At 55.3% G+C, this 25,857-nt stretch carries 24 protein-coding genes; 5 read left to right on the forward strand and 19 right to left on the reverse strand.

Translation table 11 applies throughout. From position 1 onward, the window contains the following. Positions 1-184: 184 nt before the first annotated feature. The 4 genes from hemG to pepQ are packed head-to-tail and all read right to left on the reverse strand — an operon-like array spanning position 185 to position 4,179. Entirely contained in the window at positions 185-730 is a 546-nt protein-coding gene (gene hemG / locus ACMGG3_RS17300; RefSeq protein ID WP_020882866.1) for a menaquinone-dependent protoporphyrinogen IX dehydrogenase, read from the reverse strand. Positions 731-740: 10 nt separating this feature from the next. Then, positions 741-2,192, reverse strand: a complete 1,452-nt coding sequence (trkH, locus tag ACMGG3_RS17305) for a Trk system potassium transporter TrkH (RefSeq protein ID WP_025202793.1) — start codon at positions 2,190-2,192, stop codon at positions 741-743. A 41-nt stretch (positions 2,193-2,233) separates the two neighbouring features. Further along, positions 2,234-2,848, reverse strand: coding sequence for an IMPACT family protein (locus ACMGG3_RS17310; RefSeq protein ID WP_182268688.1), 615 nt, complete (start codon positions 2,846-2,848; stop codon positions 2,234-2,236). Then, positions 2,848-4,179, reverse strand: coding sequence for a Xaa-Pro dipeptidase (pepQ, locus tag ACMGG3_RS17315; RefSeq protein WP_020882869.1), 1,332 nt, complete (start codon positions 4,177-4,179; stop codon positions 2,848-2,850). Before pepQ ends, ACMGG3_RS17310 begins: the two co-directional genes overlap by 1 nt. A gap of 190 nt (positions 4,180-4,369) precedes the next feature. Here pepQ and fadB point away from each other — a divergent pair, with 190 nt between their 5' ends. Then, the gene (gene fadB, locus ACMGG3_RS17320; protein ID WP_040019225.1) at positions 4,370-6,559 is read left to right on the forward strand and encodes a fatty acid oxidation complex subunit alpha FadB; all 2,190 of its coding nucleotides are present in this window, start codon (positions 4,370-4,372) and stop codon (positions 6,557-6,559) included. A gap of 9 nt (positions 6,560-6,568) precedes the next feature. Further along, a complete protein-coding gene (fadA, locus tag ACMGG3_RS17325) occupies positions 6,569-7,732 on the forward strand; it encodes an acetyl-CoA C-acyltransferase FadA (protein ID WP_014172105.1) in 1,164 nt (387 codons plus the stop codon). Between the two features lie 182 nt (positions 7,733-7,914). Here the strand turns inward: fadA and fre are convergent, their stop codons facing one another. Both fre and ubiD read right to left on the reverse strand, forming a co-directional pair. Beyond that, on the reverse strand, positions 7,915-8,616 hold the full coding sequence (fre, locus tag ACMGG3_RS17330) for an NAD(P)H-flavin reductase (RefSeq protein WP_014172106.1): 702 nt from the start codon (positions 8,614-8,616) through the stop codon (positions 7,915-7,917). Positions 8,617-8,646: 30 nt separating this feature from the next. Beyond that, the gene (ubiD, locus tag ACMGG3_RS17335) at positions 8,647-10,152 is read right to left on the reverse strand and encodes a 4-hydroxy-3-polyprenylbenzoate decarboxylase (protein ID WP_414149335.1); all 1,506 of its coding nucleotides are present in this window, start codon (positions 10,150-10,152) and stop codon (positions 8,647-8,649) included. Between the two features lie 170 nt (positions 10,153-10,322). Here ubiD and rfaH point away from each other — a divergent pair, with 170 nt between their 5' ends. Then, the gene (rfaH, locus tag ACMGG3_RS17340; protein WP_020882871.1) at positions 10,323-10,814 is read left to right on the forward strand and encodes a transcription/translation regulatory transformer protein RfaH; all 492 of its coding nucleotides are present in this window, start codon (positions 10,323-10,325) and stop codon (positions 10,812-10,814) included. Here the strand turns inward: rfaH and tatD are convergent. The 9 genes from tatD to udp form a co-directional block, all read right to left on the reverse strand. Further along, positions 10,811-11,593 carry a 3'-5' ssDNA/RNA exonuclease TatD gene (gene tatD / locus ACMGG3_RS17345; RefSeq protein WP_041162905.1) on the reverse strand — a complete coding sequence of 261 codons (783 nt, stop codon included), beginning with the start codon at positions 11,591-11,593 and terminating at the stop codon, positions 10,811-10,813. The two genes, rfaH and tatD, sit on opposite strands and share 4 nt — an antisense overlap. A gap of 41 nt (positions 11,594-11,634) precedes the next feature. Then, positions 11,635-12,405: a Sec-independent protein translocase subunit TatC gene (gene tatC, locus ACMGG3_RS17350; protein WP_014172110.1), complete on the reverse strand. Its 771-nt coding sequence runs from the start codon at positions 12,403-12,405 to the stop codon at positions 11,635-11,637. Positions 12,406-12,407: 2 nt separating this feature from the next. Continuing rightward, positions 12,408-12,950, reverse strand: coding sequence for a Sec-independent protein translocase protein TatB (tatB, locus tag ACMGG3_RS17355; RefSeq protein WP_020882873.1), 543 nt, complete (start codon positions 12,948-12,950; stop codon positions 12,408-12,410). 3 nt (positions 12,951-12,953) lie between these two features. Next, the gene (gene tatA, locus ACMGG3_RS17360) at positions 12,954-13,208 is read right to left on the reverse strand and encodes a Sec-independent protein translocase subunit TatA (protein WP_020882874.1); all 255 of its coding nucleotides are present in this window, start codon (positions 13,206-13,208) and stop codon (positions 12,954-12,956) included. A gap of 76 nt (positions 13,209-13,284) precedes the next feature. Further along, positions 13,285-14,925, reverse strand: a complete 1,641-nt coding sequence (gene ubiB, locus ACMGG3_RS17365; protein WP_014172113.1) for a ubiquinone biosynthesis regulatory protein kinase UbiB — start codon at positions 14,923-14,925, stop codon at positions 13,285-13,287. Next, a complete protein-coding gene (gene ubiJ, locus ACMGG3_RS17370) occupies positions 14,922-15,527 on the reverse strand; it encodes a ubiquinone biosynthesis protein UbiJ (protein WP_032680095.1) in 606 nt (201 codons plus the stop codon). The genes ubiB and ubiJ overlap by 4 nt, the downstream gene beginning before the upstream one ends. Positions 15,528-15,540: 13 nt before the next feature. Then, positions 15,541-16,296, reverse strand: coding sequence for a bifunctional demethylmenaquinone methyltransferase/2-methoxy-6-polyprenyl-1,4-benzoquinol methylase UbiE (gene ubiE / locus ACMGG3_RS17375; protein WP_014172115.1), 756 nt, complete (start codon positions 16,294-16,296; stop codon positions 15,541-15,543). Between the two features lie 66 nt (positions 16,297-16,362). Beyond that, entirely contained in the window at positions 16,363-17,820 is a 1,458-nt protein-coding gene (rmuC, locus tag ACMGG3_RS17380; RefSeq protein ID WP_414149336.1) for a DNA recombination protein RmuC, read from the reverse strand. 137 nt (positions 17,821-17,957) lie between these two features. After that, complete coding sequence (gene udp / locus ACMGG3_RS17385; protein WP_003860792.1) at positions 17,958-18,719, reverse strand: uridine phosphorylase; 762 nt, start codon at positions 18,717-18,719, stop codon at positions 17,958-17,960. A 255-nt stretch (positions 18,720-18,974) separates the two neighbouring features. Here udp and ACMGG3_RS17390 point away from each other — a divergent pair, with 255 nt between their 5' ends. Then, positions 18,975-19,781: a dienelactone hydrolase family protein gene (locus ACMGG3_RS17390; protein WP_014172118.1), complete on the forward strand. Its 807-nt coding sequence runs from the start codon at positions 18,975-18,977 to the stop codon at positions 19,779-19,781. Between the two features lie 45 nt (positions 19,782-19,826). On the opposite strand, the gene metE is transcribed toward ACMGG3_RS17390, so the two are convergent. Next, positions 19,827-22,088 (reverse strand): 5-methyltetrahydropteroyltriglutamate--homocysteine S-methyltransferase, encoded by a 2,262-nt coding sequence (gene metE / locus ACMGG3_RS17395; RefSeq protein WP_414149337.1) that lies wholly within the window; start codon positions 22,086-22,088, stop codon positions 19,827-19,829. A 116-nt stretch (positions 22,089-22,204) separates the two neighbouring features. On the opposite strand from metE, the gene metR reads away from it, so the two are divergent. Then, positions 22,205-23,158 carry an HTH-type transcriptional regulator MetR gene (gene metR, locus ACMGG3_RS17400; RefSeq protein ID WP_014172120.1) on the forward strand — a complete coding sequence of 318 codons (954 nt, stop codon included), beginning with the start codon at positions 22,205-22,207 and terminating at the stop codon, positions 23,156-23,158. On the opposite strand, the gene ACMGG3_RS17405 is transcribed toward metR, so the two are convergent. The 3 genes from ACMGG3_RS17405 to pldB form a co-directional block, all read right to left on the reverse strand. Beyond that, positions 23,046-23,945, reverse strand: a complete 900-nt coding sequence (locus ACMGG3_RS17405; protein ID WP_414149338.1) for a carboxylate/amino acid/amine transporter — start codon at positions 23,943-23,945, stop codon at positions 23,046-23,048. The two genes, metR and ACMGG3_RS17405, sit on opposite strands and share 113 nt — an antisense overlap. An 82-nt stretch (positions 23,946-24,027) precedes the next feature. Continuing rightward, positions 24,028-24,828, reverse strand: coding sequence for a sugar/pyridoxal phosphate phosphatase YigL (gene yigL, locus ACMGG3_RS17410; protein ID WP_020882878.1), 801 nt, complete (start codon positions 24,826-24,828; stop codon positions 24,028-24,030). Positions 24,829-24,860: 32 nt separating this feature from the next. Beyond that, positions 24,861-25,853 carry a lysophospholipase L2 gene (gene pldB / locus ACMGG3_RS17415; RefSeq protein WP_020882879.1) on the reverse strand — a complete coding sequence of 331 codons (993 nt, stop codon included), beginning with the start codon at positions 25,851-25,853 and terminating at the stop codon, positions 24,861-24,863. Between the last annotated feature and the right edge of the window lie 4 nt (positions 25,854-25,857).

Consider the following 25,857-nt stretch of genomic DNA (forward strand, 5'->3'; position numbering starts at 1 on the left):
CGGGGTGTGCATATTACGCTTTCCCGCTTCAGAGTCAAGCATTTATTTTCGCTTATCTCTGCTGACCCGGCGGCGTGTGTGCCGTTGTTCCGTGTCAGTGGAGGCGCATTATAGGGAGTTATTCTGAAGTGACAAGCACAAAATACAAAAAACTTTTCGTTCGCTCACTTTTCAAACTTCACGCCTATTTAAGCCGCGAATCGCCTGATAAATGTGCGATCTCCCGCGCAAAACTGGCGACCTGCGACCAGTCGGTATACACCACCTCTTTGCGCGTATCGGTTTCGCCACCGGTCATCTTCATAATGAGGCGAATCATAAAGCGGTCATACCAGCGATAGCGCGGATAACGCAGCGCGCCGGCAAAGACGGCGCTGATGTCCGGCTGCCACGGAGAGCTCAACAGAAACTTGCGCGTATAGCTGTTGGTCTGCGGCGTACGTTTCTCAGGTTTACGCGCCACCAGATTGACCGAGTAAAAAGCCCCGGGCAGTTTATTGAGCACTGCCGTATGCTTTTTCACAAAACGATCCAGCGCCGGATGGAAATGCCCGTAACGAATAGACGCGCCAATAACCACACGGTCGTAATCCTGCCAGGCTATCTGCTCCGTGCGATTCAGGTTCACCACATCAGAGTAAATCCCCAGCTCTTTTAATTCTGAAGCCAGATATGAGGCAATCTCACGCGTTTGCCCATCCCGCGTAGAGAAAAGAATAAGTGTTTTCACCGACGACTCCTTACTCGCGCCAGAATGTTGGGGTGAACAGCACCAGCAGCGTAAAGACCTCCAGACGACCAAACAGCATGTTGGCGATGAGGATCCATTTCGCGACCGGGTTCATACTGGCAAAGTTATCCGCCACTACTCCCAGGCCAGGCCCGAGGTTATTCAACGTTGCTACGACGGAAGCAAAGGCAGAGAAATCATCCACCCCCGTCGCGATAATCGCCAGCATACTGACGATGAAGACCAGCGCATAGGCCGAGAAGAACCCCCAAACCGCTTCAAGAATACGTTCCGGCAGGGCACGGTTACCCAGTTTGATGCTGTAAACCGCGTTCGGGTGGACCAGACGTTTAAGTTCACGGTTCCCCTGCTTAAACAACAGCAGAATACGAATCACCTTCAGGCCACCGCCCGTCGACCCCGCACAACCCCCGATGAACGCAGAACACAGCAGCAGTACCGGCAGGAACAGCGGCCAGCGTGCAATACTGTCCGTTGTAAAACCGGCGGTGGTTGCCATCGACACCACCTGGAAGAACGCCTGATTTAACGTGGTCAACGCGGAGTTATAGACATCGTGGAACCACAACACCACGGTACAGATGATGACCAGCGTAAGCTGGACACCAATGAACATGCGAAACTCCGGGTCACGCCAGTATACCTTCAGGCTACGCCCGCTGAGTAAGGAGAAGTGCAGACCGTAGTTACAGCCGGAAATCAGCAGGAAGATGGCAATGATCGTGTTAATGGTGGGGCTGTCGAAGTAACCCACGCTGGCATCGTGGGTCGAGAACCCGCCGATGGCGATCGTCGCAAAGCTGTGCCCGATAGCGTCGAATGCAGGCATCCCGGCAAACCATAACGCTAACGCACAGGCGACCGTCAGTAAGACATAGATAAGCCACAGGGTTTTCGCCGTCTCGGCTATGCGCGGGCGCATCTTGTTATCTTTCAGTGGGCCCGGCATTTCCGCACGGTAAAGCTGCATCCCCCCGACGCCGAGAATAGGCAGGATGGCCACGGCCAGGACGATGATCCCCATCCCCCCGAACCATTGCAGCATCTGGCGATAAAAGAGAATGGCATGAGGTAAGGAATCCAGCCCGACCAGCGTGGTCGCCCCGGTCGTCGTTAAACCCGAGAACGATTCAAAAAACGCATCCGTGACGGTCAGATTAGGCTGCTCAGAGAAGATAAAGGGTAGCGCACCCACGCTTCCCAGCACTGTCCAGAACAGAACAACAATCAAAAACCCTTCGCGAGATTTCAGCTCACCCTTTTGACGACGGTTTGGCCACCAAAGCAGTGAGCCAATCGCCAGCGCGACAAAGAAGGTCTGGGTAAATGCCCGCCCCGCGCCGTCCCGGTAGATAAGCGCTACCAGTCCTGGGAGAATCATCGTCCCGGAAAAAAGTATGACCAGCAGTCCAACGATTCGGGTAATGGCACGAAAATGCATCTCTGCCGCTTCCTTTGGTATTCAAAAAAGTGAGGTGGGGATTATTCTTCAATCGGCAGCAATTGCAACGAACCGCGACTAAAATCCGCCAGCTTTGCTGAAAAAGCAGCCAGTTCCGCCTGCGGAAGCGCCACGCGCAGTTGCACCATTGCCTGATAGTCACGGTGCGCGATGACGCCGTTAAACTGCTTTAGCAATGCCTCAATGCCGGATAACTGGCCGTAATCGCACAATAAAGTATATTCGGTGAGCGGCGTTTTGCGGGTGGTAATCAGCATATTCAGTGCCTGCTGAACCCCACCGCCATACGCTTTAACCAGTCCACCCGTGCCTAATAAGATACCGCCATAGTAGCGAACGACCACGGCGGTGATTTCACCCACGCCGCTGCCCATCAACTGGGAGAGCATGGGTTTACCGGCTGTGCCTGCCGGTTCACCGTCATCGGAAAACCCCAGCTGTTGTGAATCGTTCGGCGGCCCTGCCACCCATGCCACGCAATGGTGACGTGCGTCAGGGTGCTGCGCGCGAACGGACTCAACAAACGCTTTTGCCGCCTCAACGCCGTCGGTATGTGCCAGCAGCGTAATGAATCGACTCTTCTTAATTTCCTCAACAAAGGTGACCGGTTCAGCCGGTATCAGCCAGCTATCCATCAGGCCAGCTTCAGGTCTCGCGTCATATTCTCAATACCGTTTTCGTGGATCACCACGTTATCTTCGATACGAATACCGCCAAACGGTTTCAGCGCTTCAATTTTGTCCCAGTTGAAGTGCTTGCTGAACGGGCCTTCACGCCATGGCGCTAACAGCGATTCGATAAAGTAGATACCCGGCTCGATGGTCAGCACCATACGCGGCTCAAGAATACGCGTGCAGCGCAGGTAAGGATATTTAGACGGCGCGGCCAGGTGCGTACCGGTATCGTCCTGCATAAAACCGGCAACATCATGAACCTGCAGGCCCAGCGGGTGACCAATACCGTGCGGCATGAACGGGCCGGTCAGATCGTTTTCCACCATCGCCTCTTCGCTCATGTCTTTCACGATCTGGTGCTTACGCAGCAGTTTAGCGATGCGCTGATGGAACTGGATGTGGTAATCCACATAGCTGGTTCCCGCTTTCATGGTGCCAATAAGCGCCAGTTGCTCATCGTTAACGTCTTTAATCAGTTGTGCAAAATCGGTATCCGCATTTGCCGCCCAGGTGCGGGTCAGGTCGGCCGCATAGCCGTTGTACTCTGCCCCGGCGTCCAACAGGAAGCTGCGCATCTCGGATGGCACCTGGTGATCGAGCCTGGTGTAGTGCAGAACGGACGCATGCTCATTCAGCGCGACGATGTTGCTGTAAGGGACATCAGTGTCACGGTGGCCGGTGGCGGTCAGATACGCCTGGTTAATATCGAACTCGCTCATGCCAGACTGGAACGCTTCATGCGCAGCACGGTGACCATTTACCGCCGTTTTTTGCGCTTCACGCATGCAGTAAAGTTCGTAGTCGGTCTTATAAGCGCGATAGTAGTGCAGATAATCCAGAACCCCTTTCGGATTGAGTTTATCCGCCGGAATATCCAGACCGAGCGCACGCTCAGGAACCGGGCCAATATAAGCAATATTGCCGCGCCCGGCTGGCAGGAGGCTGCCAATGCCATCGGCTTTTGGTAAAGCGATAACGTCCACTTCTTCCGTCCAGAAGCTGGTCGGCAGCGGCTCAACGTTGTGCCAGTAATCGACAGGCAGATAGAACCACAGTTTCGGCTTGTTCACCCCGTCCACCAGCAACCAGCAATTTGGGACCTGCGTGACCGGCACCCAGGCTTTGAACTGCGGGTTGACCTTAAACGGATACGCATGGTCATCCAGGAAGGTGTTAATCAGCTCTCCGGAGTGGATTAACAGCGCATCCAGCTTAAAGCGCGCCAGTACATCACGGGTACGTTCCTGTAGGGTAACGATATGATTTTTATAAAGCGAAGCCAGTGAGTCCATCTTTCTTCCTTTCATTTTTCTGAGCTCAAGTCATCGCATCTTAGCACACCTGACTCCGACTGCGTGATTTCCACCGACCGTGATCAATGCAGCAATTTCTTAATGAGAAATTTGCATTTTATTAACATAAATCCCACACTCCGTCTCATCTGGTATGACCAGATCCACTTGCTGGATTCAGGAGACTGACATGCTCTACAAAGGCGACACCCTGTACCTCAACTGGCTGGAAGATGGCATTGCCGAACTGGTGTTCGATGCCCCCGGCTCAGTCAACAAGCTTGATACCGCGACGGTGGCCAGTCTTGGCCAGGCGCTGGATGTGCTTGAAAAACAATCTGAATTAAAAGGACTGCTGCTGCGCTCAAACAAAGCGGCTTTTATTGTCGGTGCAGATATCACCGAATTCCTTTCACTGTTCCAGGTCCCGGAAGAACAGCTGAGCCAGTGGCTGCACTTTGCCAACAGCGTCTTTAATCGTCTGGAAGATCTGCCTGTTCCGACAGTCTCCGCCGTTAACGGCTACGCGCTGGGCGGCGGCTGCGAGTGCGTGCTGGCAACCGACTATCGTCTGGCCACGCCAGACCTGCGCATCGGCCTGCCGGAAACAAAACTGGGCATCATGCCAGGCTTTGGCGGTTCCGTACGTATGCCACGCATGCTGGGTGCCGATAGCGCCCTGGAGATCATCGCCGCCGGTAAAGATGTCGGGGCGGAACAGGCGCAGAAAATAGGCCTGGTGGACGGTGTTGTTAAACCAGAAAAACTGATTGAAGGCTCCCTCGCCATTCTGCATCAGGCCATTAATGGCGACCTCGACTGGAAAGCCAAACGTCAGCCGAAGCTGGAACCGTTGAAACTCAGCAAAATTGAAGCCGCCATGAGCTTCACCATCGCCAAAGGGATGGTGATGCAGACGGCAGGCAAACACTACCCCGCGCCCATTACCGCCGTTAAAACGATTGAAGCCGCAGCCCGCTTTGGCCGTGATGAAGCGCTGAAACTGGAAAACCAAAGCTTTGTTCCGCTGGCGCACACTAATGAAGCTCGCGCACTGGTGGGCATCTTCCTGAACGATCAATTCGTGAAAGGTAAGGCGAAACAGCTGACCAAAAATGTTGAGACGCCAAAACATGCGGCGGTACTCGGTGCAGGCATTATGGGCGGCGGCATCGCTTATCAGTCGGCCTGGAAAGGCGTGCCTGTGGTGATGAAAGACATCAGCGAGAAATCCCTGACGCTGGGCATGACCGAAGCGGCCAAGCTGCTGAATAAACAGCTGGAACGCGGCAAAATTGACGGTCTGAAACTCTCAGGGGTGATCTCGACAATCCACCCGACCCTGGACTATAGCGGTTTCGACCGTGTGGATGTGGTCGTTGAAGCGGTCGTTGAGAACCCGAAAGTCAAAAAAGCGGTGCTGGCGGAAACCGAAGAGAAGGTTCGTCCTGATACCGTACTGGCCTCAAACACCTCCACCATCCCGATTAGCGAACTGGCAGGCGTTCTGAAGCGCCCGGAAAACTTCTGCGGTATGCACTTCTTTAACCCGGTGCACCGTATGCCGCTTGTCGAAGTGATCCGTGGGGAAAAAACCTCTGACGAAACGATCGCCAAAGTCGTGGCATGGGCCAGCAAAATGGGCAAAACCCCGATCGTGGTCAACGATTGTCCGGGCTTCTTCGTCAACCGCGTGCTGTTCCCGTACTTCGCCGGTTTCAGCCAGCTCCTGCGCGACGGTGCGGATTTCCGCAAAGTCGACAAAGTGATGGAAAAACAGTTCGGCTGGCCGATGGGTCCGGCGTATCTGCTGGATGTGGTCGGCATTGACACCGCACACCACGCCCAGGCGGTGATGGCGGCAGGCTTCCCGCAGCGCATGCAGAAAGATTACCGCGACGCGATTGACGCCCTGTTTGACGCCAGCCGCTTTGGTCAGAAAAACGGCCTGGGCTTCTGGCGCTATAAAGAAGACAGCAAAGGTAAACCGAAGAAAGAAGAAGACGCGGCGGTGGATGGCCTGCTGGCCGACGTCAGCCAGCCGAAACGTGACTTCACCGACGATGAAATCATCGCCCGAATGATGATTCCAATGATCAACGAAGTGGTGCGTTGTCTGGAAGAAGGCATTATCGCCAGCCCGGCAGAAGCGGATATGGCACTGGTGTACGGCCTCGGCTTCCCTCCGTTCCACGGCGGCGCGTTCCGCTGGCTGGATACGCTCGGCAGCGCCCGTTATCTCGATATGGCTCAGCAGTACCAGCACCTCGGCCCGCTGTATGACGTGCCGGAAGGTCTGCGTAACAAAGCGCGCCATAACGAACCCTATTACCCAGCAGTTGAGCCAGCCCGTCCGGTTGGCGAGCTGAAAACGGCTTAAGGAGTCACAATGGAAAAGGTTGTCATTGTTGATGCGATTCGCACCCCGATGGGCCGTTCAAAAGGCGGTGCATTCCGTAATGTGCGCGCGGAAGACCTCTCCGCGCACCTGATGCGTAGCCTACTGGCGCGTAACCCGGCACTGGATCCCGCTGCGCTCGACGATATTTACTGGGGCTGTGTACAGCAAACCCTCGAACAGGGCTTTAACATCGCTCGTAACGCTTCGCTGCTGGCGGAGATCCCGCATTCAGTTCCGGCGGTGACCGTTAACCGTCTGTGTGGTTCGTCAATGCAGGCGCTGCACGACGCGGCTCGCATGATCATGACCGGTGATGCACAGGCCTGTCTGGTCGGCGGCGTGGAGCACATGGGCCACGTGCCGATGAGCCACGGGGTTGATTTCCACCCGGGTATGAGCCGTAACGTGGCGAAAGCGGCGGGAATGATGGGCCTGACCGCTGAGATGCTTTCCCGCCTCCACGGCATCAGCCGCGAAATGCAGGATACCTTTGCTGCGCGCTCCCACGCACGCGCCTGGGCCGCAACGCAATCCGGCGCATTTAAGCATGAGATCATCCCAACCGGTGGTCACGATGCTGACGGCGTTTTGAAGCAGTTCAGCTACGATGAAGTGATTCGCCCGGAAACCACTGTAGAAACCCTTTCTACGCTGCGCCCGGCGTTTGACCCGGTCACCGGTACGGTAACGGCAGGCACCTCGTCTGCCCTATCTGACGGGGCCGCCGCGATGCTGGTGATGAGTGAAAGTCGTGCCCGCGAGTTAGGCCTGACGCCTCGCGCCCGGGTGCGTTCGATGGCGGTGGTGGGTTGCGATCCGTCCATTATGGGTTACGGTCCGGTGCCGGCCTCGAAGCTGGCGCTGAAAAAAGCAGGCTTAACCACCAGTGATATCGATTTGTTTGAGATGAACGAAGCCTTTGCCGCGCAGATCCTGCCGTGCATCAAAGATCTGGGCCTGATGGATCAGATAGACGACAAGATTAACCTCAATGGCGGCGCGATCGCCCTCGGTCACCCGCTGGGTTGTTCCGGGGCACGCATCAGCACCACGCTGATTAACCTGATGGAACGCAAAGACGCTCAGTTTGGTCTGGCGACGATGTGTATCGGGCTGGGTCAGGGTATCGCGACGGTATTTGAGCGAGTGTAACTCTTCGAGGGGTTCTTACAGCCAGTGTCGCCAGAACACGGCGGCACGCGAGCGGCGCCCGATGCGCTTACGGAAGTAAGGGATTCGGGTGAGCACGCGCAGCCATCGCAGTTATGGCGCCAGTGGCGAAGAGATAAAGTTTAGTTGCCGTTCTTCCCGCCTGTCAGGGGCGGGTTTTTTATTTAAATGAACGCGAACGCATCGCCGAAGAGACGGTCTTCACGCGCGTCACGTTCGTTGCAGAACAGGTCACGGGCAATTTTCGCCATCTCAAAACGGCCAGCAATATAGATATCATGTCCCGCCAGCGTGCCGTGATCCTGCAGCACCGCCGTCAGCACCGTACCGCTGCGCCCACGCCAGCCCTCTTCAGGCTGCTCCACCACCGGCTCAATGCGCAGGTGTGGATGATTGACGCTTAATGCTTCCAGTTCAGACAGGTCGTAGAGATGTTTCTCTTCGCGGCCGCCCCAGTAGATGGTGATATCGCGATCCGGGTTACGCGCCAGGGCCGTCAGCAGGATAGAGCGCACGTAAGAGAAACCCGTTCCCCCCGCAATCAGGATCAGCGGACGGTCTTCATCTTCACGCAGCCAGGCATCACCGTGAGGAATATCCACCACGATTTCACGTTCTTTTAGAATGCGGTCCATGACGGCCATCGCATACAGGTTAAGCTCAGACGCACCAATATGAAGCTCAATAAATTCCTGCTCTGCTGGCGTAGAAGCCATAGAGAAGGGACGCTTATCACGCTCATCCATCACGACCATCAAGTACTGACCGGCGCGGAAAGAGAATGCCGCTTCAGGTACTAAACGGACGCGATATACGGTGTCGGTGATAGCATCTACCGAGGTCACTTTACAGCTTAAGGTTGTCATTCGCTCTCTCTGTCGTGAAGTCTATAGGGCTTAACGGCCTGTTTCAGGTTTACCGTTATTCATTATGGCCAGTTCATCCCAGATCGCGTCAATGCGCGCGGTCACGGCAGGATCTTTTTTGATCGGTCGACCCCATTCACGCTCGGTTTCGCCGGGCCATTTGTTTGTGGCATCCAGTCCCATTTTTGAGCCAAGGCCGGAGACCGGCGAGGCAAAATCCAGATAATCTATCGGCGTGTTTTCGACTAACACCGTATCCCGCGCCGGATCCATTCGCGTAGTAATGGCCCAGATAACGTCATTCCAGTCGCGGGCGTTAACATCATCATCGCAGACAATAACAAATTTGGTATACATAAACTGGCGCAGGAAAGACCATACGCCCATCATCACGCGTTTAGCGTGACCAGGATATTGCTTCTTCATCGTCACCACCGCAAGGCGATACGAACACCCTTCCGGCGGCAGGTAAAAATCAACAATTTCCGGGAACTGCTTTTGCAGGATCGGCACAAACACTTCGTTCAGCGCCACTCCCAGTACCGCCGGTTCATCCGGAGGACGTCCGGTATAGGTGGAGTGGTAAATCGCATCTTCACGCTGGGTGATGTGCGTGACGGTAAACACCGGGAAGTTATCAACTTCGTTGTAATAGCCGGTGTGGTCACCGTATGGCCCTTCCGGTGCCATTTCGCCCTGCTCAAGGTAACCTTCCAGAACGATCTCCGCGCTGGCAGGAACTTCAAGGTCATTAGAAATACACTTCACGACTTCGGTTTTGGTTCCGCGCAGCAGGCCTGCAAAGGCATATTCGGACAGCGTATCCGGCACTGGCGTTACCGCCCCCAGAATCGTGGCCGGATCGGCGCCTAACGCAACGGAAACCGGGAAACGCTCGCCCGGGTGTTCAGCACACCACTCCTGGAAATCCAGGGCGCCGCCACGATGTGACAACCAGCGCATGATGAGCTTATTCTTGCCAATCAGCTGCTGGCGGTAAATACCCAGATTTTGTCGCTCTTTGTGCGGACCACGCGTGACGGTGAGCCCCCAGGTGATAAGCGGCGCAGCATCTTCAGGCCAGCATTGCATGACAGGAATTTTTGTCAGATCCACCGCATCGCCTTCCAGCACTTTCTGCTGACACGGTGCGCCGCGCAGACGTTTGGTTGGCATGTTAAGCACATGCTTAAACTGCGGCAGTTTATCGAACAGATCGCGGAAACCTTTCGGTGGCTCTGGCTCTTTCAGAAACGCCAGCAGTTTACCCACTTCGCGCAGCGCCGTGACGTCCTCCTGTCCCATCCCCAACGCCACACGGCGCGGTGTGCCAAACAGGTTGCACAGCACCGGCATCGAATACCCTTTTGGGTTTTCAAACAGTAAAGCGGGGCCACCGGCACGCAGGGTGCGGTCAGCAATTTCTGTCATTTCCAGATAAGGATCAACAGGAAGTGTAATGCGTTTGAGTTCGCCCTGCTTTTCCAGCAGCGTCAGGAAGTCGCGGAGATCGTGGTATTTCATGCAGTTAGTCATGGCCTCTCTGTAAGCGCTTCATTATACGGCGTAAGCCTGCTTGATGCTGTAATTTTGTTAAATTAGCGTGAACTTATGCATTCTGTTCCCTTTTCCCCCATTATAATCAACTTAGCGATCCCGCCAGGGTTTTGATATGCTTGCGCCCCGAACTAAGGGAAAGAGTGATTATGCAGGCCTGGTATTTACTGTATTGCAAACGCGGGCAACTTCAGCGCGCGCAGGAACATCTTGAACGTCAGTCTGTGAATTGCCTGACACCCGTGATCACGCTTGAAAAAATGCAGCGCGGGAAGCGCACGACCGTCAGTGAGCCATTATTCCCGAACTATCTGTTCGTTGAGTTCGACCCGGAAGTGATTCACACCACGACCATCAGCGCCACACGCGGTGTCAGCCACTTTGTGCGTTTTGGCGCTCACCCGGCCACGGTCCCGTCAACGGTGATTCATCAGCTTTCGGTGTACCAGCAACCTGAAGGCATCACCGATCCGGAAACCCCCTACGCAGGCGACAGCGTCGTCATCACTGAAGGGGCTTTCGAGGGCTTACAGGCGATTTTCGCCGAGCCTGACGGTGAAGCACGCTCCATGCTGTTGCTCAACCTGCTGAATAAGCAAGTATTGCAGAGCGTGAAAAACACCGACTTCCGCAAAGTTTAAACGTCTATCCCGAACAGGCGACGCACGTTGTCATCCGTCTGTGCGCACAGCCAGTGCGGGTCTTCTCCGCGCCAGCGCGCTACGCTCTCAAGAATATGCCCCAGATAGGCCGGTTCGTTACGTCGAGAAGCCGGTTTGGGTTGCATATCTCGCGGCAGCAGATAAGGTGCGTCGGTTTCAACAAGCAAGCGGTCCGCCGGGATCACCGGCAACAGCTCGCGAAGCTCAAGCCCACGACGTTCATCGCAAACCCAGCCGGTAATGCCCAGATATAACCCGCGTTCCAGACAATCCAGCGCTTCCTGCCGTGAACCGGTAAAGCAGTGCAGTACCGCACCGGGCAGTTTATCGAGCCAGGGTTCCAGTAAGGCGAGGAAGCGCTCATGCGCGTCACGGCAGTGCATAAACACAGGCATTCCAAGCTCCGCTGCCAGGGCGAGCTGGGCGGTGAAGGCGTTTTCCTGTTCGGCTGGTGTGGAAAAGTTACGGTTGAAATCGAGACCACATTCGCCAATGGCCACGACTTCAGGGGTTTTCGCCAGCCTGTGTATGATTTCAGCGCTCTGCGGCGTCCACTGGCTGCTGTCATGAGGATGCACGCCAGCGGTTGACCAGCAGCGATCATAGCGTTGAGCAAGCTGCTGCGCCTGCTCGCTTTCATGCAGGTTGGTTCCCGTCAGGAGCAGCCCTTTCACCCCGGCGGCAAAAGCACGCGCGACGACCTCATCGCAGTCTTTCGCAAACTGCGAGCTGGTCAGGTTGAGTCCGATATCAAACATGCGATTCCCCATAGCACAACCGCCCTGACGGGCGGCTGGTTTTACTCTTCAGTGGTCTTTTCCGACGTATCGTCTTCGTCATCCGACCGACGCCCTTTTCCCACGTAGAAACGCGAGAAGAATACGCCGACTTCAAACAGACAATACATCGGTATTGCCAGCAGTGTTTGTGAGAAGACGTCAGGTGGTGTGAGCAGCATGCCAACCACAAACGCGCCAACCAGGATATACGGGCGCTTCTTACGCAGGTCATCAGGGGTAGTCACCCCTACCCAGCAAAGCAGCACAATGGCTACCGGCACTTCGAATGCCACGCCGAACGCCATAAACAGCGCCATCACAAAGCTGAGGTAGCTGGCGATATCCGTCGACACCTGAACCCCTTCCGGCGCGGTATGCGTCAGGAAGCCAAAGGCCAGCGGGAAGACAACAAAGTAGGCGAACGCCATGCCGATATAGAACAGCAGCGAGCTGGATACCAGCAGCGGGATCACCAGCTTGCGTTCATGCTTGTACAGCGCTGGCGCCACAAACGCCCACACCTGATAAAGAATGACCGGCGCAGAGGCAATCAGCGATACCCAGAAGGTGAGCTTAATAGGGGTAAAGAACGGTGATGCAACGTCGGTTGCGATCATCGTTGCCCCCAGCGGCATCTGCTTGATCAGCGGCGCAGAGACAACCTGGTAGATATCGTTGGCGAAATAGACCAGGCATAAGAAAATGAGGAAAACCGCGATAATGCAGTTTAACAGGCGCTTACGCAGCTCTATGAGGTGCGTAATCAGCGGTTGGGTATCATCTACTGCCATGTTTACGCTTTATCACTCGACGAGGGGGATGATTCGGAAACAGGCGCGGCAGGCTTAACGTCAGCCGCTTTTACTACCGGTGCTTCCGGCTGCGCCTGTTTTTTCGGTTCAGATTCCTGCGGCGTTTGTTCAGGCGCGGTAGCCTGATGCTCCGCGCTGGCAGGCGTAACGCCCTCGCGCTGCGCTTCGCTGTCCTTCACCACCGGGTTGTGGATGGTGTTGGCTTCATCGCTCGCCTTTTCAGGATCGTTGACGCTGTAGGAGCGCTTCATGGATTCTGCCGCTTCACGCAGTTCATCCATTGAGGCTTTCAGTTCAGGCGTCAGGTTATCCATGCTCGCCTTTTCCACCTTTTTCAGGCTTTCCTGAAACTCCTGCAGCTTAAGTTCCTGCGCCAGCTCATTTTGTACGGTCGAAGCCAGCGATCTCAGCGCGCGTACCCAGCCCACAACGGTTTTCACCGCCACCGGCAGACGCTGGGGTCCTAACACTATCAGGCCAATCACAAAGACCAGCAGCAGCTCACTAAAACCAATGTCGAACACGAATTACACCTGCTCTTTATCGTGGCGTTTAGCGTCTTCTTTTTTCGCCTCTTCCTGCTTGTCGGAGATGGATTTAGCAGTAAAGTCAGCATCCTGGCTGGTTTTATCCTGCTTGCTCTCATCATCGCTCATCGCTTTCTTGAAGCCTTTGATAGACGCGCCCAGATCGGAGCCGATAGAACCGAGCTTTTTCGTGCCAAACAGCAGCACGACGATGACGGCAATGATCAACAATTGCCAGATACTGATACCACCCATACATGTACCTCAGGGATAGATGATTAATGAGTCAGGTCGCATTATACGTAGGCGACCCGTCGATAGCGACGCAAAATCAGCGCGTTTTTCTCCAGCCGGCGAGCCAGACCACAACACCGCCAGCCATCAGCCAGGCGGGCATCATCTGCCAGTCAGGGCGAGTAATCAGCAACAGCGTACCACTCAGCAGCAGCGTTGCTCCAATGCCAAAGAGATAGCGCGACTGCCCCTGTCGAACACGGCTGGACTGCAGCTCGCGGGCGATTTTATCCATGCTGTGCTGAAGGTTCTTGCTCTGACGCAAACTGTCGTAAATCAGTTCCGGAATATCAGGCATTTTTTCTATCCAGAACGGGCCTTTCTCTTTAATAGAGCGCACCAGCGCCGGAATGCCCACCTGATCCTTAATCCAGGATTCAAGGAAAGGTTTCGCAGTCTTCCATAAGTCTAACTGAGGATAGAGCTGTCGACCTACACCTTCAACGTAAAGTAATGTTTTCTGAAGTAAAACTAACTGTGGCTGCACTTCCATGTTGAAGCGGCGTGCCGTGTTAAACAGGTTCAGCAATACGTGTCCGAAGGAAATTTCTGCCAGCGGCTTTTCAAAAATCGGCTCGCAGACGGTACGGATAGCAAACTCAAACTCTTCGACGTTGGTGTCCGGCGGAACCCAGCCAGAATCAACGTGCAGCTCGGCCACCTTGCGGTAATCACGGTTAAAGAAGGCGATGAAGTTCTCAGCGAGATAGCGCTTATCTTCTTTGTTCAGCGAGCCCACAATACCGCAGTCAATACCGATATATTTCGGGTCTTCCGGGTGCTCATAACTGACGAAGATATTCCCCGGGTGCATGTCCGCGTGGAAAAAGCTGTCGCGGAATACCTGGGTAAAGAAGACCTGTACGCCACGCTCGGCCAGCAGCTTCATGTTGGTTCCCTGCTTTTCCAGGGCTGCCACATCCGAGACCGGAATACCGTAAATCCGCTCCATTACCATCATGTTCTGGCTGCAGTAGTCCGAATACACTTCCGGCACATAGAGCATCGGGCTGTTTTCAAAGTTCCGGCGCAGCTGGATAGCATTTGCCGATTCGCGCAGCAGGTTTAATTCATCAATCAGCGTTTTTTCATACTCCCGCACAACTTCCATTGGGCGCAGACGGCGTCCGTCGGGGAGCAGGCGCGGAACCCAGCGTGCAAGCCGATAGATAAGCTTCATGTCCGCTCGGATTACCGGCAGGATGTCCGGGCGGATCACTTTGATAACCACCTCTTTGCCGTTCTCTTTCAGACGTGCTGTATGCACCTGGGCGATAGAGGCTGAAGCAAGAGGTTCTATTTCGAAATCGTCAAACCAGGTCTCGACAGGAATATTGCCCATCGCCTCTTCGATCTGTTTTTTCGCTCTCACACCGTCAAACGGTGCAACGCGGTCCTGCAGCAGTGCCAGTTCATCGGCAATCTGCGGCGGGAAAAGATCGCGGCGAGTCGAGAGCATTTGCCCGAACTTAATCCATACCGGGCCCAGTTCCTGGAGCGCCAGACGAAGACGTTCACCCAGCGGCTGATCTTTATGACGATTAGGCATCCAGAACAACATCCGCCGCCAGATGCGAAGCAGCAGCGTGATACGCATTTTGGGGATAAGCTCGTCGAGCCCGTAACTCAAAAAGGTGTGGACGATAAAATAGAGGCGCCGAATTTCACCAGGCGTCATTTGCCCTCCAGTTTTTCCAGCCGTTTGGTTAAGGCATCCACCGCGCGTTCAACCGCTGCGGTCTCTTCCGCAAACCATGCAACTTCAAGCGCGCCAGGGGCCATACGCCACTCTTCAGTCAGCACTTCCGCCGCATAGCGTTGCTGTCGTTGTAGACTCTTGCGAAGAAAAGCCGTACCGCCATGAATGGCTTTACCGATCCCTTCGGCAGCAATGTCGCCAATGAAAGGCGCAAGCAGCTCTGCCGGGTCAAACTCGGCCAGATCGCTGAGCGCAACGAAATTCTGTACGACCTGAATGTCGCCTTCCACTTCCAGCTCACCGCTGCGGATAAGCGCCGTAAGCTGCTGACGGTCACGTAATTTTGGCAGCACACTCATGTGCGTAATCACGGAGCAGTCGGCTTCACCTTCCCACTCACCCAGAACGTCAAGCTGGCGTTCACTGAAAACCAGCACAAGCGGCGTCGAGAACTCTTTCAGAACAACACGCAGCACCTTGCCGTTAAGCCGCTGACGTGCGGCTTTTAGCGCCGGTGCGCGGTAAAGAAAGGCATTCAGGACATTCTCGATGCCTGCGGTGACTAAGGGTTTAAAGGGCACGGGAAACCTCCACTCAGAACTTATAACCGCGATGCAGCGCGACGACACCTGCCGTCATGTTGAAATACTCAACGTTCTCGAATTCCGCATCCTGCATCATGGCCTTTAAGGTGTCCTGATCCGGGTGCATACGGATAGATTCCGCCAGGTACCTGTAGCTTTCCGCGTCGTTTGCCACCAGCTCACCAATTCGCGGCAGCACATGGAATGAGTATGCGTCGTAAGCTTTGCTTAACGGCTCAAGAATCGGTTTGGAGAATTCGAGCACCAGCAGGCGTCCACCCGGCTTTAGCACGCGGTACATGGAGCGCAGCGCTTTTTCTTTATCGGTGACGTTACGCAGGCCGAAGGAGATAGTGATGCAGTCAAAGGTATTATCCGGGAAAGGCAGCGCTTCGGCGTTCGCCTGCACATACTCGACATTACCTACCACGCCGATATTACGCAGCTTCTCACGTCCCATTTTGAGCATTGAGTCGTTAATATCTGCCAGAACAACGCGACCGGTTTCGCCCACCAGACGGGAGAATTTTGCTGTCAAATCGCCTGTACCGCCGGCTAAATCCAGTACCGTTTGTCCACGACGCACACCGCTACAGTCGATGGTGAAGCGCTTCCACAAGCGATGAATGCCGAACGACATCAAGTCATTCATCACATCGTACTTCGCCGCCACGGAATGAAATACGTGGGCCACCATATCAGCTTTCTGCGCTTTGGCGACAGTCTGAAAGCCAAAGTGCGTCGTGTCTTGTGAATCGTCAACCATCTCAGAGCCTGCTTATCAGTAAAATGTTCGTGAAGTGTAACAGATTGGGCGCGTTTGCCCTACGTTTCAACCTTCGCGAAAGAAACGTGCCGGACGCTCGTCTGACGTTAAATCTGTCGCTAACGTATTGTCTTCACTGTTTGCCTTTTGTTCGCCAGCGCCTTCGCGCAGGCGAAACTCTTCATCCTGGGCGGTGGCCTGCTCAACTAATTCCGGATTAATCTCGCGCTTCACCTCCACACCCAGGGAACGAAACGCTTCGGCCTGCGCCAGTAAGTTGCCACGCCCGGAAGAGAGTTTTTTCATCGCCTGGCGATAGTTATCCTGGGCGCGGTCAAGGCTTTGCCCGACCGAGGACATATCATCCACAAAAAGGCGCATTTTGTCGTAAAGCTTGCTGGCGCGATCGGCAATCTGCTGCGCATTACGGCTCTGATGTTCATAGCGCCACAGGTTGGCAATGGTGCGCAATGCCACCAGCAGCGTGGTGGGGCTCACCAGCATAATGTTATTTTTTAGGGCTTCGGTAATCAGTTCAGGCTGTCTGTCGAGCGCCAGCAAGAACGCGGGTTCAACCGGAATAAACATCAGGACGTAATCCAGCGAGCGCAGGCCGGGTAACTGCTGGTAGTCTTTTCTGCCCAGCAGACGAATGTGGTTACGCACGGAGGCGATGTGCTCCTGCAGCGCCGACTCGCGGGTGTAGTCATCTTCCGCATTGAAATAGCGCTCATAAGCCACCAGCGTCATTTTGGCGTCTATCACCACATCTTTGCCCTGCGGGAGCCGCACAATCACATCAGGCTGCATACGCGAGCGGGCATCGTTCTCGATACTCACCTGCGTTTCGTATTCATACCCTTCCCGCAGGCCAGAGGCCTCCAGCACGCGGGTCAGCACCACTTCCCCCCAGTTGCCCTGGGTTTTGTTATCGCCCTTCAGCGCACGGGTCAGGTTGACCGCTTCCTGCGCCATTTGCGCATTCAGCTGCTGAAGATTGCGAATTTCATGCGCCAGCGTGTGCCGCTCGCGAGCCTCCTGCCCAAAGCTGTCCTGTACCTGACGACGAAAGCCGTCCAGCTGTTCACGCAGGGGCGTTAGCAGGCTATTCAGGCTTTGGCGGTTTTGTTCGTCTACGCGGCGGTTGCTGTGTTCAAAAATGCGGTTCGCGAGGTTCTCGAACTGCTCGCTGAGGCGTTGCTCGCTGTTCATCATCTGGCGGATTTTATCTTCCGCATGCAGCTGGGTGGATTCGAGGCGGGTAGTCACTTCGCGGAGATCGGCCTCCAGCGAGGTGTTGATATCGCGAAGATTGCGCAGCTCGTTGTTGAGCAGTTCGCATTCGTCACGCCAGTGTTCGCTCAGCGCAACCTGCTGTTTTGCCGCGCTTAAATCGGCGACTATCTCTTCGCGCTCGGCCAGCTGATCGGCCTTTTGTTGCGCGTGCTGGTAGCTGGAAATCAGCCAGCCTGCCCCCACGCCCACCAGCGCAATCACTGCATAAATCAGGATTGAGATATCCACAATGCCCCCTGCATCAACGTATTACCTGCACAAAATAGAATTGTGCTGTATAAACGTCCAGTTTGAAAGGGTTTTCCTGCGAGGCGCTACGCAAAAAAAAGGCCGAACGGGTCGGCCTTTTTTCGTATAAGAAGGGATTAGATCAGGCGACGCGCTGCTTCAACCACGATTTTCACCGCATGACTTTCGGTCTGCTTCATGGTTTCCGCGTTCGGGATCTCCTGCTGGGTACGGTTGACGATAACGCCCGCCACCATACCGGCACGCAGACCCTGGCTTGCGCACATGGTCAGCAAGGTTGCAGATTCCATTTCGTAGTTCATTACGCCCATAGACTGCCACTCTTCCATAGAACCTTTGAAACGGCTTACCACGCGGCCGGAGAAGGTGTCATAACGCTCCTGGCCTGGGTAGAAGGTATCAGAAGAGGCGGTCACGCCTACGTGGGTGGTTGCGCCAACGGATTTCGCGGCTTCAACCAGTGCAGTGGTGCATTCGAAATCCGCCACCGCCGGGAATTCCATAGGGGCAAAGTGCAGACTCGCGCCGTCCAGACGCACGGAAGCGGTTGTCACCAGCACGTCGCCAACGTTGATATGCGGCTGAATGGCACCGGTAGTCCCGATACGCAGGAAAGTACGAATGCCCAGCTGCGCCAGCTCTTCAACAGCAATTGAGGTGGACGGGCCACCGATACCGGTAGAACAGACGATCACCGCTTTGCCATCCAGCTCAGCGCGCCAGGTGGTGAATTCACGATGGGCAGCAAGCTTAACCGGCTTATCCATCAGCGCGGCGATCTTTTCCACACGCTCAGGATCGCCCGGGACGATAGCCAGCGTAGCCCCTTGTAAATCGTTTTTAGTGAGGCCGAGATGAAAAACATCAGACTTAGACATAGGTGACTCCTCTGTGGGTCGGTTAGTCAGAAGAAGTAAAAAGGTACTTTACAGAAGCAGTAAGCAGAATTACGTGACACATCTCACCATGAATGAAAATGATTGCAGTAAATTTCCATGAAATAGTGATTCACATCACATTAACAAGTTATATCGTCAGGTGCTGCACAAAAGATAGACCGTTTAAGGCACTGTGAATTGTTAACCTGGTGACTATATTTACCTTTGCGCTAACTCATTGGTACGGAGAATGCCATGACTGAAAAAACCGGTTTTGCACCTGCAGCGGCCCCTCATGCATCAACCATCGTCTCAACACCTGAAGAGGCCATTACGGCAGGTGAGACCTCCATCCCCTCGCAGGGGGAGAATATGCCTGCTTACCACGCGCGGCCAAAATCGGCCGACGGCCCGCTGCCCATCGTGATTGTGGTTCAGGAAATTTTCGGCGTTCACGAACATATTCGCGACCTTTGCCGCCGTCTGGCGCTGGAAGGTTATCTGGCCGTTGCGCCAGAGCTCTATTTCCGTCAGGGCGATCCGAACGACTACAGTGATATACCGACACTGTTCAGCAACCTGGTCAGCAAAGTGCCGGATGCACAGGTACTGGCCGATCTGGACCACGTGGCCAGCTGGGCTGCGCGCAATGGCGGCGACGCACATCGTCTGATGGTGACGGGTTTCTGCTGGGGAGGACGTATCAGCTGGCTGTATGCCGCACATAATCCGCAGCTTAAAGCCGCCGTTGCCTGGTACGGCAAACTGGTGGGGGAGAAAACGCTGAACTCGCCGAAGCATCCCGTTGATATCGCCACCGAGTTAAATGCCCCAGTTTTAGGGCTTTATGGCGGCCAGGACACCGGGATCCCGCTTGATACGGTAGAGACCATGCGCCATGCGCTCCGCGCAGCCAATGCAAAAGCTGAAATCATTGTTTATCCGGATGCCGGCCACGCCTTTAATGCCGACTATCGTCCGAGCTATCACGCAGAATCGGCTAAAGATGGCTGGCAGCGGATGCTGGCATGGTTCAGCCAGTACGGCGGGAAAAAAGCGTAAAACAAAAGCCCGGTCGCGGCTACGCCTTGCCGGGCTTCGGATTTATCAGGCCTGACGCAAATTCTGCGCCGCCCTGACCATGTTCGCGAGTGCCGCGCGGGTCTCCGGCCAGCCGCGGGTTTTCAGTCCGCAGTCCGGGTTGACCCACAGGCGCTCAGCCGGGATCCGCTGGGCGGCTTTTTTCAGCAGGCTCTCAATCCACTCCACGCTCGGTACGTTCGGGGAGTGGATGTCGTAGACACCCGGCCCAATTTCGTTTGGATACTCGAACGCTTCGAAGGACTCCAGCAGTTCCATGTCTGAACGCGACGTTTCGATGGTGATCACGTCGGCATCCAGCGCGGCAATCGAATCCATAATGTCGTTAAATTCACAGTAACACATGTGGGTGTGGATCTGCGTGTCGTCTTTCGCGACCGCGGCGTTGAGGCGGAAAGCCTCCACACCCCACTTCAGATAAGCATCCCAGTCACTGCGACGCAGCGGCAAACCTTCGCGTAGCGCCGGTTCATCAATCTGGATGATGCCAATACCCGCCGCTTCCAGATCGGCCACTTCATCACGCAGCGCGAGCGCAATCTGTTTGGCGATGGTTTCACGGGTCACATCTTCACGCGGGAAGGACCAGCAGAGGATCGTCACCGGGCCGGTCAGCATCCCTTTCACCGGTTTGTCGGTCAGGGACTGGGCGAATTTTGCCCACTCTACGGTGATCGCTTGCGGGCGGCTGATGTCACCAATCACCACCGGTGGCTTCACACAGCGGGAGCCATAACTCTGCACCCAACCGTTCTGCGTAAAGACGAAACCGTCCAGATGTTCGCCGAAGTATTCCACCATGTCGTTACGCTCGGCTTCACCGTGTACCAGCACGTCCAGACCTAAACGTTCCTGCTCAACAATCGCCTGTCTGATGTGCTCAGCGATGCCGGTGCGGTAGTGATTCGCATCGAGGTTGCCTTTTTTGAAATCCAGACGCAGGCCGCGGATCTCCGTCGTCTGCGGGAAGGAGCCGATGGTGGTGGTTGGCCACGCTGGCAGGTTTAAGCGGGCACGCTGGGCTTCGGCACGCACCTCATAGGGGCTCTGACGCTGGCTGTCCTGCGCGGTAATGGCCGCCAGACGTTTTTCGACCGCCGGGTTGTGGACGCGTGCCGAATGACGACGCGCCTGAATGGGGGCGCTCCAGTCGGTAATGGCCGTGGTGTCACCGCTATTTAACGCATCACGCAGCAGCGCCAGCTCTTCACATTTTTGCAGCGCAAAGGCAAACCAGCTCTTCACCTCGGGATCAAGGCGGGTTTCCACACTCAGATCGATTGGGCTGTGCAGCAGAGAGCAGGAGGAGGCGACCCACAGCTCACGTTTGCCGACGAGATCTTTAATCTGTGCATATTTCTCGCTCAGATCGGCGCGCCAGACGTTACGGCCATTCACCAGTCCGGCCGAAAGCAACCACTCTTCAGGCAGACGTTTGTGCAGTTCGGCCACGTCATCTTTGCCGTGGACCAGGTCAACATGAAGACCCTGAACCGGCAGCGCAGTAATGGTACTCAGATTCGGCGTCACGCCTTCAAAATAGGTGGTCAGCAATAGCTTCACCTGACCAGTAAGGGCATCGTAAGCGGGTTTAAACGCTTTCAGCCACGCCTGCGGCAGCTCCAGCACCAGTGCAGGCTCATCAATTTGCACCCACTGAATTCCGCGTTTACCCAGTTCAATCAGCACCTGTTTGTAGACCGGCAGAATATCGTTCAGCAGGCTGAGACGGTCAAACTGCTCGCCTTTCACTTTACCCAGCCACAAATACGTTACCGGCCCCAGCAGTACCGGTTTCACCTGGTGGCCCAGCGCCAGCGCTTCATCGACTTCGTCGAGCAACTGGGTCCAGCTCAGTTTGAACTGCTGGCCTTTCACAAATTCCGGCACCATATAGTGATAGTTGGTGTTAAACCACTTGGTCATTTCCGCCGCTGCCGCAGGCTCTCCTGTTGGCGCACGGCCACGGCCAATGCGGAACAGGGTGTCGATATCTACCGATCCATCTTTGTTCTGATGACGAGCCGGCACGTTGCCAAGCAGCAGGCTGGTGGTCAGAACATGGTCGTACCAGGCGAAATCGCCCACGGGCAGCAGGTCAATGCCCGCCTGCTTTTGCTGTTCCCAGTGGCGCGCACGCAGTTCGCGGCCCACTGCCAGCAATTCTTCACGGCCAGAGGTACCTGCCCAGTAACTTTCCTGCGCTTTTTTCAGCTCGCGGCGAAGGCCAACGCGAGGGAAACCGAGAGTGTGATTGCGAATTGTCATGGTGTGTCCCCTGTGAATTTTTCGTATTTAGCCATCCAGATGTTTACACATCCATAATTGGCAGTTACTGTATATTCCTCAAGCGCAAAATGTTCATGGCGAAGTGAAGGACTTTCATGATCGAGATTAAACACCTGAAAACGCTACAAGCGTTGCGAAATTGCGGTTCTCTCGCGGCGGCGGCAGCCACGCTGCACCAGACCCAGTCCGCCCTTTCTCACCAGTTCAGCGATCTGGAACAACGCCTCGGCTTTCGTCTTTTTGTGCGTAAGAGCCAGCCGCTACGCTTTACGCCTCAGGGCGAGATCCTGCTGCAGCTGGCTAATCAGGTGCTGCCGCAAATAGCCAGCGCGCTGCAGTCCTGTAACGAGCCGCAGCAAACCAGGCTGCGTATCGCCATTGAGTGTCACAGCTGTATTCAATGGCTGACACCCGCGCTTGAGAACTTCCGCCAGAGGTGGCCGCAGGTGGAGATGGATTTCAAATCCGGCGTGACGTTCGACCCGCAGCCGTCGCTCCAGCAAGGCGAACTGGATCTGGTGATGACCTCAGACATTCTGCCCCGCAGCGGCCTGCACTATTCACCAATGTTTGATTATGAGGTACGTCTGGTGCTGGCTCCGGATCATCCGCTGGCCAGTAAAACGCGTATCACCCCGGAAGATTTAGCCAGTGAAACGCTGCTGATTTACCCGGTACAGCGCAGTCGGCTGGATATCTGGCGTCACTTCCTGCAGCCGGCCGGCATTAGCCCGCAGCTCAAAAGCGTGGATAACACCCTGCTGTTAATTCAGATGGTTGCTGCCAGAATGGGCATCGCGGCGCTACCACACTGGGTTGTGGAGAGTTTTGAACGCCAGGGTCTGGTTGTCACTAAAACCCTGGGTGAGGGACTATGGAGCCGGCTGTACGCCGCCGTGCGCGATGGCGAGCAGCGTCAGCCGATTACGGAAGCGTTTATTCGCTCTGCGCGGAACCACGCGTGCGACCATCTTCCGTTTGTGCGGAGCGCGGAGCGACCCAACGGCGATGGACCCACAGCGAAGCCAGAATCACTGCTCCCCCAATAAGGAAGCTCGGCCAGTGAGGCTGCTGCTGCCAGATGGCAAGGTTCACCAGCAGCCCTGCAGGCACATGCACGTTGTTCATGATCCCCAGCGTACCGGCGTCTACCTGCGTAGCGCCGTAGTTCCACATGAAGTAACCCAGCCCCGATGCCACCACGCCCAGCCAGACCAGAACGCCCCACTGCAGGGTTGTCGTCGGGAGCTTTTGCGGGTTGCCGAGCATAAACCATGCCGCCACCGCGACGATAGCCGCCCCCATATAGAACCAGGCGAACGCGTTATGCTGTGGCATCGGGCGGGTTTCCATCAGGCGCTTGTACCCGACCATACCGATGGCAAAACTGAGGTTCGCCAGCTGCACGAACATCAGCCCGGTCCAGAAGTGGTCGCTCACTTTGTCGTAGCGAATAATCGCCGCCCCGATCACCGCCAGCGCCGCGCTCAACAGATATCCCCAGCGCAAACGACGTTTGCTGAGCAAATCGTAAATCAGCGTGATATAGAGCGGCGTAAGCACGGTGAAAAGCAGAAATTCAGAGACAGACAGGTAGACGTAAGCCCGGAAGCTGAACAGGTACATGATGCCGAGCTGCATCGCCCCCACCAGCATGTACAGCAAAATAGTCTTCAGCGATTGCCCGCGTGTACGCAGGAAGGGCAGGAATACCAGCACCGCCAGCCCCACGCGCATCAGCACTGAGAAGTAGCTGTCGACGTGCCCGGCGAGGTACTCGCCAATCAGGCTAAAAGAGAAGGCCCACAGGATAGTGGTAATAATGAGTAGCGCCACAATGCTTGTCTCTCAGAAAGAAGGACAGGCATTGTAGCGAACTCTTTAGTTGACAACTGAGCAATAAACAATCAAATGAAGATTATTCAAGGAACAGTTTGCGAAGGTATTTTGGTACCGCGTTGTCAGCGTTAGACCCAATCACTTCCAGTTCCGGGTGCAGGTCTTTCAGACGCTGGTGTGCATTCTGCATAATGCAGCCTTTGCCCGCCATAGAGAGCATCTCGGCGTCGTTCATGCCATCACCGAAGGCGATACAGTCTTTCAGTTCGAAGCCAAGACGTTTCGCCACGGCTTCCAGCGCGTGCCCTTTGGAAACACCCCCCGCCATAACTTCCAGACAGGTCAGGGTCGAGAAACTCACGTTGACGCGGTCACCCCAACGCGCATTAATCGCCTGTTCCAGCGGCAGCAACGCTTCGTGGCTTTCGCAGGTAAAGAACACCTTGCTGATCCCTTCCGGCTCCAGCAGGCCTGGCTCGTACAGGGAATAGTTAAATACCGCTTCCTTGAAGAAACGCATTTCATCCGGGCGATGGCGATTCATGAACCAGTCGTCATCGCGATAAACGTTAGTGATAATGTCCGGGTTGTTATGCACTACGCCGAACAGATCGGCGGCAATGTCGCGATCCAGGTTATGCGTAAAGATCAGGTTGCCATCGGTATCGTGCACGCGCGCACCGTTGGAGGTGATCATGTACGATTTGATCTCAAGATTATCGCGGATCTGCCCCACGTCCACGTGGTGGCGGCCGGTGGCAAACACGAAGTTCACTCCGCGGGCGGTCAGAAGCTTTAAGGTCTCTTTCGCGTAAGGCGACAGGGTATGATCGGGCGAAAGCAGCGTGCCATCTAAATCAGATGCAACAACCTGGTACATAGGGATTTCAACCTCTGGTGGTAAAACAACAATCAATTATGCCTGTCGAAAAATTCAACAATGGCGTTGAGCGCGACTGAGCGCATAGCGTCCTTTTCAAAAAGGATCTCATGGTACGCGCCGTTGATGACCAGCGGTTTACCCCCTTCGCAAGGGTGACCGGCCGCAGCGCGGAGTTCACAAAAGCGGTCATGCATGCGGTTATCCACCACACGCTCTTCTTCAGCCTGAATCAGAAGTGTCGGCGTATCATCTTTACCAACACCAGCAAGCACCTGTTCACCGGCAAGGATCCCTTCCCGCACCCAGTGATATGTCGGGCCACCGACGCGCAGGCGCGGTTCATCGGCATAAAAACGCAGGTTACGGCGATAACGCTGCCGGCTATGGGTCAATACGTTGAGGGCAAACGGCAGCGCGCGCCAGCGCCCTGTCCCGATGGCATACCCTTCACGAATGCGCTGATGGCCCTCAGCCCAGTCGAGAATATGGCGCACCATCCAGTCCGGAAAACGCATGACGATGCCATACATTGGCGCGGTAAGCGCAATGGCATCACACTGGTGGTCATAGCGCTGTAAAAACAGCGTCGAAATCGCCCCACCCATGGAGTGCGCCAGAATATAGCGCTTACGCCACGGGCCCGGCTGAACCTCCTGCTGCCAGAAGGCGGCAAGATCGTCGACGTAATCGCTGAAGTTATCCACATGACCGCGATGCGTGTCCGACAATAAGCGGCCAGAAAGCCCCTGCCCGCGATGGTCGATAATCAACACATCGAAGCCCAGATGGAACAGGTCATAGGCCAGTTCAGCGTATTTGATGTAGCTCTCAATACGTCCCGGACAGACCACGATCACCCGATCGTTTTTCTCATCATGGAAACGCACAAAGCGTACCGGAACATCGCCAACACCCGTAAACTCATCTTCCTCACGCTGACGCCAGAAATCGGTCAGCGGCCCCATAGAGAAAGCAGCAAATGCGTTTTCTCGTGTTTCCCAGTCCTTTTTCTGCTGAAACATCGGG

The organism is Enterobacter sp. BNK-18 (assembly GCF_047456135.1).
Classification (GTDB): Bacteria; Pseudomonadota; Gammaproteobacteria; order Enterobacterales; family Enterobacteriaceae; genus Enterobacter; species Enterobacter ludwigii.

Coding starts and splice junctions, on each gene's coding strand:
- ACMGG3_RS17390 (WP_014172118.1), top strand. CDS start 18,975: ATGACTGAAAAAACCGGTTTTGCACCTGCAGCGGCCCCTCATGCATCA.
- pepQ (WP_020882869.1), bottom strand. CDS start 4,179: ATGGACTCACTGGCTTCGCTTTATAAAAATCATATCGTTACCCTACAG.
- metR (WP_014172120.1), top strand. CDS start 22,205: ATGATCGAGATTAAACACCTGAAAACGCTACAAGCGTTGCGAAATTGC.
- tatA (WP_020882874.1), bottom strand. CDS start 13,208: ATGGGTGGTATCAGTATCTGGCAATTGTTGATCATTGCCGTCATCGTC.
- metE (WP_414149337.1), bottom strand. CDS start 22,088: ATGACAATTCGCAATCACACTCTCGGTTTCCCTCGCGTTGGCCTTCGC.
- tatD (WP_041162905.1), bottom strand. CDS start 11,593: ATGTTTGATATCGGACTCAACCTGACCAGCTCGCAGTTTGCGAAAGAC.
- ubiB (WP_014172113.1), bottom strand. CDS start 14,925: ATGACGCCTGGTGAAATTCGGCGCCTCTATTTTATCGTCCACACCTTT.
- rfaH (WP_020882871.1), top strand. CDS start 10,323: ATGCAGGCCTGGTATTTACTGTATTGCAAACGCGGGCAACTTCAGCGC.
- ubiE (WP_014172115.1), bottom strand. CDS start 16,296: ATGGTTGACGATTCACAAGACACGACGCACTTTGGCTTTCAGACTGTC.
- pldB (WP_020882879.1), bottom strand. CDS start 25,853: ATGTTTCAGCAGAAAAAGGACTGGGAAACACGAGAAAACGCATTTGCT.
- tatC (WP_014172110.1), bottom strand. CDS start 12,405: ATGGCAGTAGATGATACCCAACCGCTGATTACGCACCTCATAGAGCTG.
- trkH (WP_025202793.1), bottom strand. CDS start 2,192: ATGCATTTTCGTGCCATTACCCGAATCGTTGGACTGCTGGTCATACTT.
- udp (WP_003860792.1), bottom strand. CDS start 18,719: ATGTCTAAGTCTGATGTTTTTCATCTCGGCCTCACTAAAAACGATTTA.
- yigL (WP_020882878.1), bottom strand. CDS start 24,828: ATGTACCAGGTTGTTGCATCTGATTTAGATGGCACGCTGCTTTCGCCC.
- fadA (WP_014172105.1), top strand. CDS start 6,569: ATGGAAAAGGTTGTCATTGTTGATGCGATTCGCACCCCGATGGGCCGT.
- fre (WP_014172106.1), bottom strand. CDS start 8,616: ATGACAACCTTAAGCTGTAAAGTGACCTCGGTAGATGCTATCACCGAC.
- ubiD (WP_414149335.1), bottom strand. CDS start 10,152: ATGACTAACTGCATGAAATACCACGATCTCCGCGACTTCCTGACGCTG.
- ACMGG3_RS17310 (WP_182268688.1), bottom strand. CDS start 2,848: ATGGATAGCTGGCTGATACCGGCTGAACCGGTCACCTTTGTTGAGGAA.
- fadB (WP_040019225.1), top strand. CDS start 4,370: ATGCTCTACAAAGGCGACACCCTGTACCTCAACTGGCTGGAAGATGGC.